This is a genomic window from Lachnospira sp. CLA-JM-H23 (genome assembly GCF_040096425.1).
Lineage (GTDB): Bacteria > Bacillota > Clostridia > Lachnospirales > Lachnospiraceae > Lachnospira > Lachnospira rogosae.
In genome coordinates, this window is record NZ_JBBMET010000010.1 from 60,444 (window position 1) to 75,045 (window position 14,602).

A 14,602-nucleotide genomic window follows, 5' to 3' on the forward strand; every position below is an offset into this window, starting at 1 on the left:
CAATTTGAATGATTAGTAGATTTATGAGAGTAATGGTGTTTTTTGATTTGCCCACAATAACAGATAAAAACAGACACGACTATAGAAAATTCCGGCAGTTTCTTGTTCAGGAAGGATTTATTATGATGCAGGAATCTGTGTATACAAAGCTTGTTCTAAACGGAACTATGGTTAATCTTATGAAGAATAAGATAAGAAAGAATAAACCACAGGAAGGTTTGGTAGAAATGCTTGTTATAACTGAAAAGCAGTTTAGTGGAATTGAATATGTGTCAGGTGGTGAACAGGAAAATATTGTTGATGGAGAGGAAAGGCTGATTATTATATGATAATGAAGATATTTTCGCTGGAAAATGATATAATATTTAAAGAAGAATATATTAATGTACTTCAAATTCAGGATAAAAAATTATTTACTAATGTCATAAACAGTCTTAATGATAATATCAACAATATTGAGGATACTAAAGAACGAATAATTATATTAGATAATGACATAGAGATTAAGATTGAAAAAGAAGTGCTGATGATTATTGATGTATTTAATATTGATTTTAATCAAAAGAAAATACAGAGTGCTTTGTATAATAAAATAGAAAAAATATACAAGCAGGAATTTGAAAGGATGTCAGAGTTCCAGACCATTTTTCAAAAATTACAGCTAAATGTATTAGATGTATTCAATGAATTTCCGTTTGAATTCAATTATAAGGAAAGTATCGGGATACAAGAGTATTTGAAATTATTAGGGCTTAAGATATCAAATAATAAAGGGAAAATAATAGATACGGTATTTTCATTGATAGATGTTGTTGAATATCTTTCTGTCGCTAAATTATTAGTATTTGTTAATCTAAAATTATATCCGAGTGATGATGAATTAAATGAGATATACAAATATGCTATGTACAAAAAGGTTAATATACTGCTTATAGAAACAGGCGAAGAAAAAGAACCGCTTGAAAATGAAAAAATATTGTATATTGATAGTGATTATGATGAAATTGTGTTGTATAATAAATAAAAATGTTACTATTCAGAATACAGGTGTGGTGCTAGCACCTGAAAAACTTTGAGGTTTTAGAAGTATGTTATTTTGAATGGTAACAAAACATTGCATTGATATGTACGAGAAGAAAGATAGTTTTAGAAGTATGTTATTTTGAATGGTAACAAAACTCACAAATGATGATGATACAACATCTGATGGTTTTAGAAGTATGTTATTTTGAATGGTAACAAAACACGAACAGATTCCCGGACAAATGAGAATAAGTTTTAGAAGTATGTTATTTTGAATGGTAACAAAACCGCATAGATACAAACTTGTTGCAGCAGGCTGTTTTAGAAGTATGTTATTTTGAATGGTAACAAAACTGCTGCTCTCTACAAATGACATATGTGTTACGTTTTAGAAGTATGTTATTTTGAATGGTAACAAAACATTCTTTTTTCTTCGTATAACGCATCAAGCGTTTTAGAAGTATGTTATTTTGAATGGTAACAAAACGTGAGGTATGAAAATGGCTTGTGAATATTGGTTTTAGAAGTATGTTATTTTGAATGGTAACAAAACCCTTGTCATAATTCACACCTAAGAGAATGGTTTTAGGAGTGTGTTATTTTGAATGGTAACAAAACAAACTTAGCCGTTCTGCCCCAGACTATGCAGTTTTAGGAGTGTGTTATTTTGAATGGTAACAAAACTATGCAGTCTGTCATACATAACGAGATGAAGTTTTAGGAGTGTGTTATTTTGAATGGTAACAAAACATTATAACCTGCTTGGAAATACAGCAGTAAGTTTTAGGAGTATGTTATTTTGAATGGTAACAAAACAAACAAAGATGAAATTAAAATTGCAGATGTGTTTTAGGAGTATGTTATTTTGAATGGTAAAAAGCAATTGTTTTATAAATGTAGGGGAGTGGTTGTATGATACAGGAAGAGGCGATTATATTAGCAAGACAAGCAGAAAGAGAAATGATGCAAAACAGGGAAATTAAAGTTAGATGTCCCAAATGTGGAACAATGCCTAGAATTACAAATACACTTAGAGGTGAGAGGTTTGTTGTAAGCTGTGACTGCGGATATATTTATAACTGTGAGATTTATTAATCATAGTTACAGATAAGAGTATGGAATATAAGTAAATAAGTTTATATAATTTTTCTAATTAATTCCGCTTTTATTAATGGTAATTCCCAATAAATGTGATACACTTATATTATTAATGGAATTGTATTGTGATTTATTGATAATCTATGAGTGATGGAGGAATTATGAGCAAGGTAATCGGAATTGATTTGGGAACAACTAATAGCTGCGTGGCGGTGATAGAAGGTGATACACCGACAGTTATAACTAATAGTGAGGGCTATAGAACGACACCATCAGTTGTTGCATTTACCAAGAACAAAGAACGTCTTGTTGGCGATACAGCAAGAAGGCAAGCTTCGGTTAATTCGGACAGAACTATTTTCTCTATCAAAAGATATATGGGTACGGATTATAAGAAGAAGATAGATGGCAAGCCGTATACACCACAGGAGATTTCGGCATATATTTTGATGAAGTTAAAGAAAGATGCGGAGAATTTCCTAGGCGAAGAAGTTACAGATGCTGTTATAACAGTACCGGCATACTTTAATGATGCACAGAGACAGGCAACTAAGGATGCGGGTAAGATAGCTGGTCTTAATGTTCTTAGAATCATTAATGAGCCGACAAGTGCGGCACTTGCATATGGACTTGATAATGGCAATCCTCAGAAGATACTTGTGTATGACCTTGGTGGAGGAACATTTGACGTTTCAGTTATTGATATAGGCGATAATGTTATTGAGGTGCTTGCAACATCAGGTGATAATCATCTTGGTGGAGATGATTTTGATGCAAGGCTTGTCAATTATCTTGTTGACCGTTTTAAAGAAACTGACGGAATTAATCTTTCTAAAGATGCCTCAGCTATGCAGAGATTAAGAGAAGAGGCTGAGAAAGCCAAGAAAGAATTGTCGTCTGCATTTAATGCCAATATTAATCTTCCATTTATTGCGATGGCTAAAGATGGACCACATCATATGGATATGAATATTTCAAGACAGCAGTTTAATGAGCTGACGGCTGATCTGGTTGATAAGACAGTTATTCCTGTTGAAAATGCTCTCCATGATGCAGGACTTAATAAGAATGATATAGGAATGGTGCTTCTTGTTGGAGGTTCAACAAGGATTCCGGCGGTTCAGGATAAGGTAAGACAGATTATGGGCAAAGAGCCTTCAAGAAATCTTAATCCTGATGAGTGCGTGGCACTTGGTGCGGCGGTTCAGGGTGGCAAGCTTGGCAACCAGCTTATGCCAGGCTCAGCGGCATCAGAGATTATACTTATGGACGTAACACCTTTGTCTTTGTCAATAGAGACTGTTGGAGGAATTGCAAGCAGACTTATAGAGCGTAATACTACAATACCTACAAGACACAGCCAGATATTTACTACGGCTGGTAATTTCCAGACATCAGTAGATATTAAGGTATTTCAGGGTGAGAGAAGATTTACAAGGGATAATAAGCTTTTGGGTAATTTCAAGCTTAATGGTATCAAGAGGGCTATGGCAGGTGTTCCACAGATAGAGGTAACATTTGATATTGATGCCAATGGAATTGTCAATGTATCAGCTAAAGACCTTGGAACTGGAAGAGAGCAGTCTATTACGATAACTTCAAGCTCTAATATGTCAGAGGAAGAGATTGAGAGAGCTAAGTGGGAAGCGGAAGTGTATGGCGAGCAGGATAAGAAGAATGAGGAATACTGGAATTCGCATATTGAAGCTGAGAATACTTTAAAGAGAGCTGAGGGCGAATACAGCCAGAATAAAAAGGTATGGGATAAAGCTAAGAAGAAGGCTGTAAAGGAAGCTATGAACCAGTTGAAAAGAATTGTTGTCAAGTGTAAGCCAGAGAAGATGAATGCTGATTTGGCACATCAGTTAGATGAACTTAGAATTAATCTTGAAAATGTTTTGAATAATTAATGGAAATCTGATATTATCTATAGAGTGTTATTTTATAGATAATATCAGTTTTTTATATAGATGTATACAGAATGGGAGGCAGATAAGTGGCAGCAGGTTCGACATATGGAAATATTTTTAAATTTATGACTTGGGGTGAATCTCACGGAGAGGGACTCGGAGTTGTTGTTGATGGCTGTCCTGCGGGAATTTCTCTTTGTGAAGAAGATATACAGAAGTTTCTTAACAGAAGAAAACCAGGACAGTCAAAGTATACTACACCTAGGAAAGAAGATGATAAAGTAAGTATTTTGTCAGGTGTATTTGAAGGAAAGACGACAGGAACACCGATTTCTATGGTAGTATATAATAAAACACAGCGTTCAGCAGATTATTCTGAGATAGCAGGCTATTACAGACCTGGACATGCAGATTATACATTTGATGAAAAATATGGTTTCAGGGATTACAGAGGCGGCGGACGAAGTTCTGGAAGAGAGACTATAGGCAGGGTTGCTGCAGGTGCGATAGCTGTTAAGATATTAGAGGAGCTTGGAATAAATGTATGCGCATATTCATCAAGAATTGGCGGAATTAATATAGACTATAATAATTTTGATTTGAAAGAACGTGATAATAACGCATTTAATATGCCAGACAGTAATGCTGCTATGCAGGTTGAGAAGTACGCAGATGAGAAGCTGAAAGAGCAGGATTCAATGGGTGGAATAATTGAGTGTGTTGTAACTGGTATGATGGTTGGTGTTGGAGACCCTGTATTTGAGAAGCTGGATGCTAATCTTGCAAAGGCTATAATGTCCATTGGTGCTGTAAAAGGCTTTGAAATTGGTGATGGATTTGCAGCAGCAGACAGTACAGGAAGTACGAATAATGACAGCTTTACTATTAAGGACGGAAAAGTTGTCAAAAAGACTAATCACAGCGGCGGTGTGCTTGGTGGTATGAGCGATGGCTCTGATATAATCATAAGAGCGGCAGTCAAGCCTACACCTTCAATAGCAAGAACTCAAGAGACGGTCAGCAAATCTGGCGAAGATATAGAGGTATCAATAAAGGGAAGACACGACCCAATGATAGTTCCAAGAGCTGTAGTTGTTGTCGAGGCGATGACAGCAGTTACGCTTGTGGATATGATATTTGCCAATATGACATCAAGAATTGACAGGATAACAGAGTTTTATAAGAGAGATTAATCAGGAATTATTTATTATAGAACAGAGTGATTAAGAGTTATATATTTGTTAGATATATAGATTGCATTTTATTAAGAGATGCAGATTATATATATTTGTTGAGAAATATAGGTTGTATATTTAAGGGCAATTAATTTAAGATTATATATAAGGAAAGAGAGAATATGTACAAGATATTAAAGACAGATGGAAGAGCAAAAAGAGCTGAATTTACAACAGTTCATGGAACTGTGCAGACACCTGTATTTATGAATGTTGGTACAGTGGCTGCTATTAAGGGTGCAGTTGCTACAACAGATTTACAGGAAATAGGAACACAGATAGAGTTATCCAATACTTACCACCTCCATGTAAGACCGGGTGATAAGCTTATAAAAGAGCTTGGAGGTCTTCACAAGTTTATGAACTGGAATAAGCCTATTCTTACAGATTCGGGCGGATTTCAGGTGTTCTCACTTGCGGGACTTCGTAAGATTAAGGAAGAAGGAGTAACTTTCCAGTCACATATAGATGGACATAAGATATTTATGGGGCCAGAGGAAAGTATGCAGATTCAGTCTAATCTGGGTTCGACTATAGCAATGGCATTTGACGAGTGTGCGCCTGCTAAGGCTGATAGAAAGTATATTATTAATTCAGTTGAGAGAACTACAAGATGGCTTGAGCGTTGTAAGAAGGAGATGAATCGTCTTAATTCACTTGAAGATACTATAAATAAGAGTCAGATGTTATTCGGTATTAATCAGGGGGCAATTTATGATGATATAAGAATTGACCACGCAAAGCGCATATCAGAGCTTGATCTTGACGGATACGCAGTTGGCGGTCTTGCGGTTGGTGAGACACACGAAGAAATGTATCACGTTCTGGACGAGGTTGTTCCATACCTTCCACAGAACAAGCCAACTTATCTTATGGGAGTTGGTACACCAGCTAATATCTTAGAGTCGGTTGACAGGGGTATTGATTTCTTTGACTGTGTATATCCATCAAGAAATGGACGTCACGGACACGTGTATACAAAGTTTGGAAAGATTAATCTTTTCAATGCAAAGTATGAAAAGGATACATCACCTATCGAGGAGGGCTGTCAGTGTCCAGCCTGTAGGAATTATTCAAGAGCATATATAAGACATCTGCTTAAGGCTAAGGAAATGCTTGGAATGAGACTCTGCGTGCTTCATAACCTTTACTTCTATAATCATCTTATGGAAGATATCAGGGGTGCTATTGATGCAGGAAATTACAAGAGCTTTAAGGATGAGAGATTGTATCTGCTTAAGACTTATGATAAGAAATAATTAATGGCAGTGCATAAATATTTAAAATCATAAAAATGCTATAAATTTATCATTAAACAATGGACATATGACCACAATTAAGGTATTATAACAATATTGAGCCTGTATGAAGGCAAGTAATTAGGAGGAATATATATGGGACAGCTTGGTATTATTGTAGTATATGTAGTTGCACTTGGTGCATTAATGTACTTTTTCGCAATTAAGCCACAGAAGAAACAGCAGAAAGAACAGCAGCAGCTTATGGACTCTATGGAGATAGGTGATTATGTTCTTACAACAAGTGGTTTCTATGGTGTTATTCTTGATATAACAGAAGATGATGTTATCGTTGAATTTGGTAACAATAAGAACTGCCGTATAACAATGCAGAAGAAAGCAATTGCTCAGGTAGAAAAGCCAGCTTCATCAGAAGAATAATCAGAGAGAATAATAAATCAGAATTAAAAGATTTAGCTTCCAGTGCCGGTAAATGGTGCTGGAAGCTTTTTGTGTAATAGGAAATTCTGATAGGATTCTCTGTTATACAAAAAATATCATATGACGATAATATGCGTCCGCACGAAGATGTGGGTTGATGCAAACGACCGAATACGGTGCGAGAATGAGCTTTTTCTATTTTGATAAAAATGGGCGTTTTGGTACTGTCGATATTGTACAAATACTTGAAAAATGCACTATTATGGAGTAATATATTAACCAATAGCCTGAAAGTGGGTTAATAAACTTAAGTAGGGTGTTAGTACAAGAAGGAAAGGCAGGATACGTTATGGATTGTAAAATAACTTTAATTCCCGGTGATGGAATCGGACCAGAGATAGTCGCAGAAGCAGTTAAAGTGTTAAATGCAGTGGCTGATAAATATGGACATAAGTTCGATTATACGAAGATTTTAATGGGAGGCTGCTCTATTGATGAGTGTGGAGTACCTCTTACAGATGAGGCAGTAGCAATTGCTAAGGCTTCAGATGCAGTGCTTCTTGGTGCTGTTGGTGGCAACGTGGGTAACTCAAGATGGTATGATGTTGCACCTGACCTAAGACCAGAGGCTGGATTATTAAAGATTCGTAAGGATTTGGAGTTATTTGCTAATATTCGTCCTGCATATTTATACAATGAGTTAAAGGCAGCCTGCCCTCTTAAGGAAGAGATAATCGGAGATGGCTTCGATATGGTTATTATGAGAGAGCTTACTGGTGGTCTTTACTTTGGTAAAAGACACACAGAAGAAGTTGACGGACTTATGACTGCTGTAGATACTCTTACATATAATGAAGAAGAGATTAGAAGGATAGCAATCAAGGGCTTTGAAATTGCTATGAAGAGAAGAAAGAAAGTAACAAGTGTAGATAAGGCAAATGTACTTGATTCTTCAAGACTTTGGAGAAAGATTGTACACGAAGTTGCTAAAGATTATCCAGGAGTTGAATTAGAGGATATGCTTGTAGATAACTGCGCTATGCAGCTTGTTATGAATCCGGGACAGTTTGATGTAATTCTTACAGAGAATATGTTCGGTGATATTCTTTCAGATGAAGCTAGTATGATAACAGGTTCTATCGGTATGTTATCATCAGCAAGCCTTGGTAAGACTAAGTTAGGCTTATATGAGCCAAGCCATGGTTCAGCACCAGATATAGCAGGAAAGAATATAGCTAACCCTATAGCAACTATCCTTTCAGCAGCTATGATGTTAAGATATTCACTTGACCTTGATAAGGAAGCAGATGCCATTGAGGCAGCAGTTGCAGCAGTCCTTAAGGAAGGCTACAGAACAACAGATATTTATTCAGAAGGCTGCACAAAGGTCGGAACAGACAAGATGGGTGACCTTATAGCAGAGAGAGTATAAATAAAGTATAGACAGTAATGATAAATGTTCCCTGGCAGCATAATGTATAAAAGCTGGATAATTAGTGAAGAAGTATAATGTATGAAGGCTTAACGAATATTGGAATAAGTTATGTATTTTATGTAAATATGAGAGCTAAGAGAACATTTTAACTTAAAGAATTAGATTTACAAGGAGAATAGTTATGGTAAGTGATAACGCAAGAAGCGGTATGCAGCAGGCACCTGCACGAAGCCTTTTTAATGCACTTGGCTTCACAGCAGAAGAGATGAAGAAACCTATGATTGGTATTGTAAGTTCATATAATGAAATAGTACCAGGTCATATGAATATTGATAAGATTGTTAATGCAGTTAAGTTAGGAGTAGCAGAAGCTGGCGGTGTCCCAGTAGTATTCCCAGCTATCGCAGTGTGTGATGGTATTGCTATGGGACACGTTGGTATGAAGTACTCTTTAGTAACAAGAGATTTAATAGCTGACTCTACAGAATGTATGGCTATTGCACATCAGTTTGACGGACTTGTTATGGTACCTAACTGTGATAAGAACGTTCCGGGACTTCTTATGGCAGCAGCCAGACTTAACCTTCCTACAGTATTTGTATCAGGTGGTCCTATGCTTGCAGGTCACGTAAAGGGTAAGAAGAGAAGTCTTTCATCTATGTTTGAGGCAGTTGGTTCATATGCCGCTGGAACAATGACAGAAGAAGATGTTCTTGAATTTGAAGAAAAGGTATGTCCTACTTGTGGTTCTTGCTCAGGTATGTATACAGCTAACTCTATGAACTGTCTTACAGAAGCTCTTGGTATGGGACTTCGTGGGAATGGAACAATCCCAGCCGTATATTCAGAGAGAATTAAGCTTGCTAAGCACGCTGGTATGGCTGTTATGGATATGGTTAATAAGGGTATTACAGCAAGAGATATTATCACAAAGGATTCTATTATGAATGCACTTACTGTTGATATGGCACTTGGCTGTTCAACAAATAGTATGTTACATCTTCCAGCTATTGCACACGAGATTGGTTTTGATTTTGATATTAAGTTCGCTAATCCAATAAGCGAAAAGACACCTAACCTCTGCCACCTTGCACCAGCAGGTCCTACATATATGGAAGATCTTAATGAAGCTGGTGGTGTATATGCAGTTATGAAGGAGCTTGCTGATATTGGACTTCTTAATACAGATTGTATGACAGTATCAGGAAAGACAATTGGTGAGTGCATTGCTACGGCTTATAATAAAGATGAAGAAGTCATAAGACCAGTTGATAAGCCATATAGTAAGACAGGAGGTCTTGCAGTTCTTTCTGGTAACCTTGCACCAGATGGTTCGGTTGTTAAGCGCTCAGCAGTTGTTGATGAAATGCTTGTACACGAAGGTCCAGCAAGAGTATTTGACTGCGAAGAAGATGCTATTGCAGCTATCAAGGGTGGAAAGATTGTACCTGGTGATGTTGTTGTTATCAGATATGAAGGCCCTAAGGGTGGCCCTGGTATGAGAGAAATGCTTAACCCAACATCAGCTATTGCTGGTATGGGACTTGGTTCATCAGTTGCACTTATTACAGATGGACGTTTCTCAGGTGCAAGCCGTGGTGCTTCTATCGGACACGTTTCACCAGAAGCAGCAGTAGGCGGTCCTATTGCTTTAGTAGAGGAAGGCGATATCATAAGTATTGATATTCCAGGCTTAAAGCTTGAACTCAAAGTTTCTGATGAAGAACTTGCTGCAAGAAAAGCAAAATGGCAGCCAAGAGAACCTAAGGTAACAACAGGATATCTTAAGAGATATGCTTCAATGGTTACATCAGGTAACAGAGGTGCCGTTTTAAAGACACCAGAGGCATAATAAGTATATTTAGATAAAATAGAATGATAAATATAATGAAAGGAAGACAGACTAATGATATTAAATGGTTCAGAGATTATAGTTGAATGTTTAAAAGAACAGGGCGTAGATACTGTATTTGGATACCCAGGTGGAGCCATTCTTAACGTCTACGATGCGTTATATAAGCACTCAGATGAGATAACACATATCCTTACATCTCACGAACAGGGTGCATCTCACGCCGCAGACGGATATGCGAGAGCAACAGGAAAGGTTGGTGTATGTTTTGCGACATCAGGACCTGGTGCCACTAATCTTGTAACAGGTATTGCAACAGCTATGATGGATTCAATTCCAATCGTTGCCATTACATGTAATGTTACACTTCCACTCCTTGGTAGAGATAGTTTTCAGGAAGTAGATATAGCTGGAATAGTTATGCCGATTACTAAGCACAGCTTTATTGTAAAAGATGTAAAGGATCTTGCTGCTACATTAAGAAGAGCCTTTAAGATAGCTAAGGAAGGACGTCCGGGTCCTGTTCTTGTTGATATAACTAAAGATGCAACAGCTAATGAGTGTGATTACATTAAAGAAACTCCTAAGCCAATTGAGAGAGTTACAGATACAATTACAGAAGAAGATGTAGAAAATGCGGTTGCTATGATTAAGGCCGCTAAGAAGCCATATGTATTTGTTGGCGGAGGTGTTATTGCATCAGAAGCTTCTGATGAATTAAGAAAATTCGTTAAAAAGATAGATGCACCTGTATGCGATACACTTATGGGTAAAGGTGCATTTGATGGTTCAGATCCTCATTATACAGGTATGCTTGGTATGCACGGAACTAAGACATCTAACTTTGGTGTGTCAGAATGTGACCTTCTTATTACAATCGGTGCAAGATTTTCTGACAGGGTTACAGGAAATACAAAGAAATTTGCAAAGAATGCGAAAATTCTTCAGTTTGATGTAGATGCGGCTGAGGTTAATAAGAATATACATACAGATGCTTCTGTAATAGGTGATGCGGCTGAGATACTAAAGAGAGTTAATGCCAAGCTTGAGCAGTCAGAGCATACAGAATGGATGGAACATATCAAAAATTATGAAGAAAAGTTCCCTATGAAGTATAGAAAAGATGTTCTTAATGGACCATATATTATGGAAAAGATATATGAGATTACTAACGGAGATGCAATTATATCTACAGATGTAGGACAGCACCAGATGTGGGCTGCACAGCATTATAAGTTCAAAAGTCCAAGAACACTTCTTACATCAGGTGGACTTGGCACAATGGGATATGGACTTGGTGCAAGCATAGGTGCTAAGGTTGGCTGTCGTGATAAGGTTGTTATTAATATAGCAGGAGATGGCTGTTTCCGTATGAATATGAATGAGATTGCAACAGCTACACGTTACAATATTCCAATAATCGAGGTTATATTTAATAATCACGTTCTTGGTATGGTACGCCAGTGGCAGGATCTTTTCTATGGACAGCGTTATTCTGCAACAGTACTTAACGATCAGGTTGATTTTGTTAAGGTATCAGAAGGTATGGGAGCTAAGGCATACCGTGTAGCAGATATAGAAAGCTTTGAGAAGGCTCTTAAAGAAGCTATCGAGCTTAATATACCTTGCGTCATTGAATGTGATATATGCAAAGATGATAAGGTATTCCCTATGGTTGCACCTGGAGCACCTATATCAGAAGCATTTGACAGAGATGATCTTAATAAAAAGGAGAGTGCTAATTAAGCATCAGCCTTTTGGTATTAAAAAAAGTACAGCAAATACTTTATTATGATAAAATATTAACTTGACAGAGCGATTTAGCAGGAATAGAATAAATGTTAATAAATTTTTAATATATTAAGTTATTTTGAATATATTTACTTATGATTAAATGTTTATGATTAATTATTGAAATGAATCAGGAGGAAGAGAAAGTGGCAAGAGTTTATAACTTTAGTGCAGGTCCAGCAGTATTACCCGAAGAAGTATTAAGGGAAGCAGCAGATGAGATGTTAGATTACCAGGGTTCTGGTCAGTCGGTTATGGAGATGAGCCATCGTTCCAAGGTTTACGATAACATCATCAAAGAAGCTGAAAAAGACTTAAGAGAGCTTATGAATATACCTGACAATTATAAGGTATTATTCCTTCAGGGTGGTGCATCGCAGTTCTTCGCAGAAGTTCCAATGAACCTTATGAAGAACAAAAAAGCAGCTTATATTATCACTGGCCAGTGGGCTAAGAAAGCATTTAATGAAGCTAAAATCTATGGTGAGGCTGTTGCTGTAGCTTCCTCAGAGGATAAGACATATTCATACATACCAGATTGTTCAGATCTTGATATTCCAGAGGATGCAGATTATGTATACATCTGTGAGAACAACACAATATATGGAACAAAGTATAAGACACTCCCTAATACTAAGGGACATATACTTGTATCAGATGTTTCATCTTGTTTCTTATCAGAACCAATTGATGTAACAAAATATGGTGTAGTATACGGCGGAGTTCAGAAGAATATCGGACCTGCTGGTGTTGTTATTGCAATTATCAGAGAAGACCTTATAACAGATGATGTACTTCCTGGAACACCAACTATGTTAAAGTGGAAGACACAGGCAGATGCAGATTCTCTTTATAATACACCTCCTTGCTACAATATCTATATCTGCGGCAAGGTATTTAAGTGGATTAAGAAGATGGGTGGACTTTCAGCTATGAAAGAACACAATGAAAAGAAGGCTAAAATTCTTTATGATTTCCTTGATGAGTCTAAGATGTTTAAGGGAACAGTTGTTAAGGAAGACCGTTCACTTATGAATGTTCCTTTCGTAACAGGTGATAAAGAACTTGATGCTAAATTTGTTAAAGAAGCAGAAGCGGCTGGATTTGTAAATCTTAAGGGTCACAGAACAGTTGGCGGTATGAGAGCTTCTATCTATAATGCAATGCCAATCGAAGGCGTTGAGAAGTTAGTTGAATTTATGAAGAAGTTCGAAAAGGAGAATGCCTAATGATTAACGTAAATTGTCTTAATAATATAGCTTCTGTAGGTCTTGACCTTTTCTCAAGCGATTATAATGCTAATGCAGCATTTGAAGAAGCGGATGCAGTACTTGTAAGAAGTGCTAAGATGCACGATATGGAATTACCAGATAATCTTCTTGCTATAGCAAGAGCTGGAGCTGGTGTTAATAATATTCCACTTGATAAATGTGCAGATAAGGGTATCGTTGTATTTAATACACCAGGTGCTAATGCTAATGCGGTTAAGGAACACGTTCTTGCAGCTTTACTTTTAGCTTCAAGAGATTTACTTGGCGGTATCAAGTGGGTAGAAGATAATAAAGATGATGCAGATATTGCAAAGTCAGCAGAAAAGGCTAAGAAAGCATTTGCTGGTAAGGAAATCAAAGGCAAGAAGCTTGGTGTTATCGGACTTGGTGCTATCGGACAGCTAGTTGCTAATGCAGCTATAAGCCTTGGAATGGAAGTATATGGATATGACCCATATCTTTCAGTTAATGCAGCCTGGAATCTTTCAAGCGAAGTTAAGCATATTGTTAATGTTGAGGATATATATAAGGAATGTGATTATATCACAATCCATGTACCAGCACTTGACAGCACTAAGGGTATGATTAATAAGGCAGCCTTTGATATGATGAAGAAGGGTACAGTAGTTATTAACTGTGCAAGGGATGTACTTGTTGATGAGCCAGCTATTCTTGATGCTATCAAGTCTGGCAAGGTTGCTAAGTATGTTACAGATTTTCCTAACACAACAACAGCAGGTCAGGAGGGGGTTATCGTACTTCCACATCTTGGTGCTTCAACTGAGGAAGCTGAGGATAACTGTGCTGTTATGGCAGTTAAGGAATTAAGAAACTACATAGAGAACGGTAATATTGTTAATTCAGTTAACTATCCTAACTGTGATTGTGGTGTATGTACATCAGCAGGAAGAGTTACAGTATGCCATAAGAATGTTCCAGCAATTATAAGCAAGCTTACAAGCGTTATGGGTGATGCAGGTATTAATATCGAATCTATGGATAACAAGTCAAGAGGAGATTATGCTTACTCTGTTCTTGATACAGGTTCAGCTATCACAGAAGATGTAACAGCTAAGCTTTCAGCTATAGATGGTGTTATTAAGGTAAGAGTTGTTAAGTAATTACAAAATTTAGCAGCAACAATTTATTATGGATAATTAAGAATAATAAATGTTATATAATTTATTTTGGCAGGTGTGAAATTCGTTTTGCACCTGCTTTTTTCCTGCATAGTAGTGTGAAATGCCGAAATCGTTTCTGCTTGCATAATAGTGCGTGGCGGTATAATATTAGATTAAGTTAATTGTA

12 protein-coding genes and 1 CRISPR repeat array are annotated in these 14,602 nt (G+C 36.9%); all 12 genes read left to right on the forward strand.

The window, feature by feature from the left end:
- Positions 1 to 8: 8 nt before the first annotated feature.
- The 12 genes from cas2 (at position 9) to WMO42_RS12465 (ending at position 14,415) form a co-directional block, all read left to right on the forward strand.
- Positions 9 to 329: a CRISPR-associated endonuclease Cas2 gene (gene cas2, locus WMO42_RS12410; protein ID WP_022501372.1), complete on the forward strand. Its 321-nt coding sequence runs from the start codon at positions 9 to 11 to the stop codon at positions 327 to 329.
- Positions 326 to 1,024 (forward strand): type II-A CRISPR-associated protein Csn2, encoded by a 699-nt coding sequence (gene csn2 / locus WMO42_RS12415; protein WP_349192414.1) that lies wholly within the window; start codon positions 326 to 328, stop codon positions 1,022 to 1,024. Before cas2 ends, csn2 begins: the two co-directional genes overlap by 4 nt.
- 53 nt (positions 1,025 to 1,077) lie before the next feature.
- Positions 1,078 to 1,905: a CRISPR direct-repeat array (repeat unit 36 nt; unit sequence GTTTTAGAAGTATGTTATTTTGAATGGTAACAAAAC).
- 30 nt (positions 1,906 to 1,935) lie between these two features.
- A complete protein-coding gene (locus tag WMO42_RS12420) occupies positions 1,936 to 2,118 on the forward strand; it encodes a hypothetical protein (protein ID WP_022502752.1) in 183 nt (60 codons plus the stop codon).
- Positions 2,119 to 2,282: 164 nt separating this feature from the next.
- A complete protein-coding gene (dnaK, locus tag WMO42_RS12425) occupies positions 2,283 to 4,031 on the forward strand; it encodes a molecular chaperone DnaK (RefSeq protein ID WP_349192416.1) in 1,749 nt (582 codons plus the stop codon).
- A 125-nt stretch (positions 4,032 to 4,156) separates the two neighbouring features.
- Complete coding sequence (aroC, locus tag WMO42_RS12430) at positions 4,157 to 5,224, forward strand: chorismate synthase (protein WP_349192467.1); 1,068 nt, start codon at positions 4,157 to 4,159, stop codon at positions 5,222 to 5,224.
- Between the two features lie 164 nt (positions 5,225 to 5,388).
- Complete coding sequence (tgt, locus tag WMO42_RS12435) at positions 5,389 to 6,525, forward strand: tRNA guanosine(34) transglycosylase Tgt (RefSeq protein ID WP_349153080.1); 1,137 nt, start codon at positions 5,389 to 5,391, stop codon at positions 6,523 to 6,525.
- A 135-nt stretch (positions 6,526 to 6,660) separates the two neighbouring features.
- On the forward strand, positions 6,661 to 6,945 hold the full coding sequence (gene yajC, locus WMO42_RS12440; protein ID WP_022502748.1) for a preprotein translocase subunit YajC: 285 nt from the start codon (positions 6,661 to 6,663) through the stop codon (positions 6,943 to 6,945).
- Between the two features lie 349 nt (positions 6,946 to 7,294).
- A complete protein-coding gene (leuB, locus tag WMO42_RS12445) occupies positions 7,295 to 8,377 on the forward strand; it encodes a 3-isopropylmalate dehydrogenase (protein WP_349192418.1) in 1,083 nt (360 codons plus the stop codon).
- 184 nt (positions 8,378 to 8,561) lie between these two features.
- Positions 8,562 to 10,232, forward strand: coding sequence for a dihydroxy-acid dehydratase (ilvD, locus tag WMO42_RS12450; protein WP_022502746.1), 1,671 nt, complete (start codon positions 8,562 to 8,564; stop codon positions 10,230 to 10,232).
- Positions 10,233 to 10,286: 54 nt separating this feature from the next.
- Entirely contained in the window at positions 10,287 to 11,978 is a 1,692-nt protein-coding gene (gene ilvB / locus WMO42_RS12455; protein WP_055174368.1) for a biosynthetic-type acetolactate synthase large subunit, read from the forward strand.
- A gap of 191 nt (positions 11,979 to 12,169) precedes the next feature.
- On the forward strand, positions 12,170 to 13,252 hold the full coding sequence (serC, locus tag WMO42_RS12460; RefSeq protein WP_318255772.1) for a 3-phosphoserine/phosphohydroxythreonine transaminase: 1,083 nt from the start codon (positions 12,170 to 12,172) through the stop codon (positions 13,250 to 13,252).
- Positions 13,252 to 14,415: a phosphoglycerate dehydrogenase gene (locus WMO42_RS12465; RefSeq protein ID WP_116443534.1), complete on the forward strand. Its 1,164-nt coding sequence runs from the start codon at positions 13,252 to 13,254 to the stop codon at positions 14,413 to 14,415. Before serC ends, WMO42_RS12465 begins: the two co-directional genes overlap by 1 nt.
- The last annotated feature ends 187 nt before the right edge of the window (positions 14,416 to 14,602 follow it).

Bases quoted from the DNA above. Each gene is read 5' to 3' on its own strand.
- yajC (WP_022502748.1), top strand. From the start codon at position 6,661: ATGGGACAGCTTGGTATTATTGTAGTATATGTAGTTGCACTTGGTGCA.
- csn2 (WP_349192414.1), top strand. From the start codon at position 326: ATGATAATGAAGATATTTTCGCTGGAAAATGATATAATATTTAAAGAA.
- WMO42_RS12465 (WP_116443534.1), top strand. From the start codon at position 13,252: ATGATTAACGTAAATTGTCTTAATAATATAGCTTCTGTAGGTCTTGAC.
- tgt (WP_349153080.1), top strand. From the start codon at position 5,389: ATGTACAAGATATTAAAGACAGATGGAAGAGCAAAAAGAGCTGAATTT.
- ilvB (WP_055174368.1), top strand. From the start codon at position 10,287: ATGATATTAAATGGTTCAGAGATTATAGTTGAATGTTTAAAAGAACAG.
- aroC (WP_349192467.1), top strand. From the start codon at position 4,157: ATGACTTGGGGTGAATCTCACGGAGAGGGACTCGGAGTTGTTGTTGAT.
- dnaK (WP_349192416.1), top strand. From the start codon at position 2,283: ATGAGCAAGGTAATCGGAATTGATTTGGGAACAACTAATAGCTGCGTG.
- cas2 (WP_022501372.1), top strand. From the start codon at position 9: ATGATTAGTAGATTTATGAGAGTAATGGTGTTTTTTGATTTGCCCACA.
- leuB (WP_349192418.1), top strand. From the start codon at position 7,295: ATGGATTGTAAAATAACTTTAATTCCCGGTGATGGAATCGGACCAGAG.
- WMO42_RS12420 (WP_022502752.1), top strand. From the start codon at position 1,936: ATGATACAGGAAGAGGCGATTATATTAGCAAGACAAGCAGAAAGAGAA.
- ilvD (WP_022502746.1), top strand. From the start codon at position 8,562: ATGGTAAGTGATAACGCAAGAAGCGGTATGCAGCAGGCACCTGCACGA.